The organism is Geotalea toluenoxydans JCM 15764, assembly GCF_001311985.1.
GTDB classification, from domain to species: Bacteria; Desulfobacterota; Desulfuromonadia; order Geobacterales; family Geobacteraceae; genus Geotalea; species Geotalea toluenoxydans.
Window position 1 is genome coordinate 1 of record NZ_BBCJ01000058.1, and the last position, 5,334, is coordinate 5,334.

The window sequence follows — 5,334 nt, forward strand, 5'->3', positions numbered from 1 at the left end:
GAAGAGGAGCGGAAAGCCGCCGAGGAAGCGGCCAGGATCAAGGCCGAGAAAGAGCGAAAGGCTGCCGAGGAAGCGGCAAGGATCAAGGCCGAGGAGGAGCGGAAGGCCGCCGAGAAAGCGGCGAGGGTCAAGGCTGAAGAGGAGCGGAAGGCCGCCGAGGAAGCGGCCAGGATCAATGTTGAAGAGGAGCGGAAGGCTGCCGAGGAAGCGGCCAGAATAAAAACTGAAGAGAACCGACGTCTCGCCGAACTGGCCACCGAAGAGCGGCAGGAAGCTGAAAAGATGGTGGCGGAAAAGGCAGAAATCGCCCTGCAGATCAAGGAAAAGCTTGAAGCTGAAAAACTTGCTGCTGAAGAACGGATTTCAGCGCTGTCGGAAGCTGAAAAAAATGCCGCAGACACCATTTTGGAAGAAAAAGAGGCTGCTGAAAAAGCCCGGGCAGAAAGACTTGCTGCAGAAGAAAGATTGGTGAAACTGCTGGAAGCGGAGAAGCTGGCTGGGAAAAAAGCTCTTGCCGCACAAGACAACCTGGCAGCCGCCACTGCAGCGCGTATGGAAGCAGAACAGTTGTTCCTGCAGAAAAACGAGGAAGAAAAGATAGCAGAGGAGCAGGCGGAGGAGGAAAGACGCACTGTAAGAAAGACCAATGAGGACAGGATCGCTGCTGAAGAAACCGTAGACATCATCGGACAGTTCGAAGAGCGAGCGACGGGCCGGTGCTTAAGTGCAAAAAATGAGGCAAAAGCTGCGGCGGCTGAAAAGGCTGCTGCTGAAGAGCTGCTGTCGGCAAAAACCGCAGAACTGAGAAGCGCACTTGAAGCAGCTGAAGCAGAGAGAATAATGATCGAAAAAATCCTCGAGAAAAAAATATTTGCGGAAAAAGCAGCTTATCAGGCTGCAGACATCCCATTGACAGCTTCTGATGCTCGCCGTGAAGAAACCATAGAAGCAGTTACTGAACCTCCTACTCCGCCTGCCGGAAAAGTGGGCAGGTCTGAGGATGTACAGGAAGATCGAAAGAAGGAAGATCATTCCTCTGCAGTAGATATCAGCCTGCATAAGGCAGAGATCGAGCGACTGCGTGAGGAAAAGACAAAGGCCGAAGCGGAATGGAAAGCTGCAGCAGAGGAAGCATCCCGCCTGAAAGCGGAGACAGATCGTCTGATGGCTTTAAGATTGAAAGCTGAGGAAGAACGACTCAGCCTCCAATCGGAAAATGTCGGCTCAGCGTCGGCCCCTGGCGTCCAAGAGGAGAAAAAAAGGCACCAGGATAAATCTTCCGGGCGCAAAATGGCCTCCGAAGGGGAACTCAATGTATCCGTTTCTTCGGTAGGGGCATGGAAAAGAGCTGCCATGACCGCTTCTGACCCCATCGATTACGGCGGACCGCCCGTGGAAGCCGGCAGTGATCCATTTGCATTTCCCGACAAGGATGATGGCGCCTTTTTCAGCAACAACTCTTCAACGGGGGGCAGCGGCAGTACCTTCACCTGCGATCCTGCACATCACAGCATTGAATATGCCTCCCAAGAAGAGATCATTGAATTGCATGAATCCTCAAACCTGGCACGGGTAGCGTTGGAAGGAAATCCGAGTCAGAATTGTAAAAGCTACATCTGTGCCATGAAACGTGGGGAAGAATGCTACGTTTATGTGGCCATCGTTCTAACTGAAAACGACAAGGTACTTGTCTATAACACTGATAACCAGCCGACCTCTGCGGCCCAACTCCCCGGGGCCATCGCAGATGCGGTGCAATTTCTGGAGCTGATCGGCTTCATGACCGGCACGATAAAGCTGGATACGGACAAAGCCGGCAGGGAAGCGGCAATAGGGAAAATACCGGTTTTGCACCGTCTCTCGGAGAATCGATGATAAAAAAGGATTCCCTGCACCTGCTTGAATTCGAAAAAATTCTTTCCTTCATTGCCGGTTTCGCCAATAGTGCCCCCTCCCGAAAATTCATCTCGGAAATCCTCCCTTTCCATATAAGGGAAAGGCTTGAAACACAGTTCGGCCAGATTGAAGAAATCAGAAGGCTGGTCCAGGTAAGGGTACCCCTGCGGCTATCGACCTTTGATGATATAACACCGCTCCTGGAAGCAGTGCGCCCGGAAGGGGCAGTGCTCGACACCACGACCTTGCCATCCTCACCCCCTTTTTTCAGGTGCTCTCCTCCCTGGCTAAACAGCTTGCCTATCGCACCGATATACCTCTCATCAAGGATCTGGCGGGGAATCTCACCGGTTTTCCACACCTCCTCGACAGATTGGAAACGACCCTGGATTTCGAGGGCAATATCCTTGACTCGGCTTCGCCACTGCTCCAGGATTTGCGTGGCAAAAAAAGGAGCCTGACGGCGCGGATCAGAAAACGGCTGGAGGAGATCATCCGCGAGCCGAAGATCGCCCTCTTCCTTCAGGACGAGTTCGTTACCCAGCGAGGGGGGAGATGGGTCATTCCGGTGCGCATGGATTCCAAAGGGATGGTGGCAGGGGTTGTCCACGATGTTTCAAATACCGGTGAAACAGCCTTCATGGAGCCACTGGAAATCATAAGTCTAGCCAATGAGCTGGAAAACCTGGGGGCAGAGATAAAAGGGGAGGAAATCCGCATCATTCGGGCCATCTGCCAGGAGATTCGTATTGCCGCCGATGACATAAACGTGGAATTCCAGACCCTCGTCCGACTTGATACCCTCAACAGCATAGCCCGGTTTGCCGATCAGCTCGGAGCAAATGCACCCTTTATCAACGATGGCGGTGAAATTGAACTGAATGGGGCGCGCCACCCGCTGTTGATGCTTATGGGCGACAGGGGCAACGGCCATGAACCGGTACCGCTCAATATCCGCCTCGGCACACCACCGGCAGCCGACAGTATAATGGTCATCACCGGCCCCAACGCCGGGGGAAAAACCATCGCCATCAAGACTGTGGGACTGCTTCTGACCATGGGGCTCTCCGGGATACCGATCCCGGCGGATCCTTCTTCGTCCATTCCCCTGGCCGACAACCTGCTCGTGGACATGGGGGATGACCAATCCATTGAAAGCAGCCTGTCCACCTTCTCCGCCCATGTGGCGAATATGGCTGAAATCCTCCACAAAACCGGTAAATTAAGCATTGTGCTCCTGGACGAATTGGGAACCGGCACCGAGCCCGGACAGGGGGCCGCCATATCCTGCGGCGTCCTTAAAGAGCTGCAGGAAAAGGGAGCCATTGTCATTGCCACGACTCACCTGACCGACATAGTGGCCTTTGTCCATCGGACCCCCGGCATGACCAACGCTCCATGGAATTCGACCATGCTAACCTGACCCCCCTTTACCGGTTGCAGAGCGGCGAGCCTGGACAATCCCACGCCATCGACATCGCCAGGCGCTATGGTATGCCTGCAAAAGTCATCGACTTTGCCGAAAGGATGATCGGCACGAGAGAGGCCGATTTTCATGCCCTGCTGGCAGAGCTCAAGGAAAAACGACAGCGATACTCGGAATTGATAGCGGACCTGGATGCGCGGGAACAGAGGACTGCCGAGCGGGAACGCCTTCTTTCCCTGCGCCTGGCCCAGGCTGAAGAAGCAAAACGGCAGGCAATGGGCAAGGCCTTTGCCGAAGCCAGGGATGTGGTCACCACGGTCAAACGCGAGACAAGGGCCATCCTTGACGAGGCGCGCCGGGAAAAGTCCGGGGATTCCCTGAAGAAACTGGAGAAAATGGGGGGGGAGCTGGAAAACAAACTCCGGGAATACCAGGAGGATGTATCCCCTGCTTTGCAGGAACTCTCGGTGGGGGACACGGTTTTTGTCAGATCACTTGGCTTTGACGCCACCATTGCCCGCATTGACGAAAAACAGCAGCGGTTAAGACTGAAGGTAGGGCACAGGGAGGTGGAAGTATCTGCCGGTGATGTGGCATTAAAGCGCGGGGTGAAGATGAAGGAAGAACCATCACGGCGAAAGGCCACCGAGGAGCCCGAGACCTCTCATGAGCTCAGGCTGTTGGGATTGAGGGTGGACGAAGCCTTTCACAACTGGAGACATTCCTCAACAGGGCTTCGACCGCAGGACTGGGAGAAGTGAAGATAATCCACGGCACCGGCACCGGTGCATTGATGAAAGGGGTGCGTGAGCATCTGGACGGTCATCCGCTGGTAAGGGAATACCGCGTCGGCGATCAGCATGAGGGGGGCAACGGCGTAACCTTTGCTACAATGCGCTGATGCTGACGGTTTTATGATCATATCGCTAATAGCCGCCATGTCAGAAAACAGGGTTATCGGTGATAAAAATACCATCCCGTGGGACCTGCCGGCAGACAGGAAAAGGTTCAGGTCACTCACCCTGGGGCATCCGGTAATAATGGGAAGAAAGACCTTTGAAAGCATCGGTCTTCCCCTGGATGGGCGGAAAAACATCATCGTCACCAGGCAGAAAGACTATCAAGCCAGGGGATGTCTGGTTGCCCATGACCTGCCTGCCGCCATCAAGCTAGCCGGCGACGCAGAGGAAATCTTTATCTGCGGGGGGGGTGACATTTATCGTCAGGCGCTCCCCTTGGCCAACAGGATCTACCTGACCGTCATCCACCAGGTTTATGAAGGTGATACTTATTTCCCTAAAATAACCGAAGAATTTGTCGAAGTGGAAAGTAACACCGTAGATAATCTTCCCTCATATACTTTCCTTCTGCTGGTCAAGTGAAGCTGGTTCAATACCTGCATCGGATCTGACTACCTGAACAGAACGGGGTGCCGTAAGAGGTGTGGCGATGATGTCGAAAGAAGCAGAGGAACTACACGACAAGGGACTTGAAGCACTGGAACGTGATCATGACTATCTTGCCCGCGCCTGTTTCGAGCGGGCAGCGACTCTGGAAAAGACACCGGAAAACCTGTCCTGCCTGGCTCTATGCCTGGCTAAAACGCGGCGCGATTACGCCGATGCCATAGGCATGGCCAGAGAAGCCCTTGCTGCCGACCAGGCCAACCCGCTTCTGCACCTCAACCTGGGAAAGGTTTATTGGCTGGCAGGAGAGAAGGAAAAGGCACTGCAGACCCTGCGTAACGGCATGCAATACGACAGCGGCAACCGGATAAGCCGTGAACTGGCCCATTACGGCAGAAGGAAATCTCCGCTGTTCCCCTCCCTCAAGCGAAGTCACCCTTTGAACAAATATCTGGGATTACTGCTCTCCCGCCTGGGGTTGCGATAAATAATGGAAAACAGAAAAAGGGCGCCCCGACCGAGGTGCCCTTTTTTCTGTTTTCCATCTGGAAGACTTGCCATGCGAAGCTCTGGCTCCCCCCTCGATCCCCCCTATTCCACAGGAGT

General features: G+C 54.3%; 2 protein-coding genes and 2 pseudogenes. All 4 read left to right on the forward strand.

Translation table 11 applies throughout. The features are described 5' to 3' along the window. A pseudogene (locus JCM15764_RS20580) lies at positions 1-1,875 on the forward strand (hypothetical protein); the annotation flags it as partial. Beyond that, positions 1,872-4,223: pseudogene (locus JCM15764_RS30510) on the forward strand (endonuclease MutS2). The pseudogenes JCM15764_RS20580 and JCM15764_RS30510, both read left to right, overlap by 4 nt. A gap of 13 nt (positions 4,224-4,236) precedes the next feature. Next, positions 4,237-4,704 carry a dihydrofolate reductase gene (locus JCM15764_RS20590; protein WP_054698794.1) on the forward strand — a complete coding sequence of 156 codons (468 nt, stop codon included), beginning with the start codon at positions 4,237-4,239 and terminating at the stop codon, positions 4,702-4,704. A gap of 67 nt (positions 4,705-4,771) precedes the next feature. Further along, positions 4,772-5,215 (forward strand): tetratricopeptide repeat protein, encoded by a 444-nt coding sequence (locus JCM15764_RS20595; protein ID WP_054698796.1) that lies wholly within the window; start codon positions 4,772-4,774, stop codon positions 5,213-5,215. The last annotated feature ends 119 nt before the right edge of the window (positions 5,216-5,334 follow it).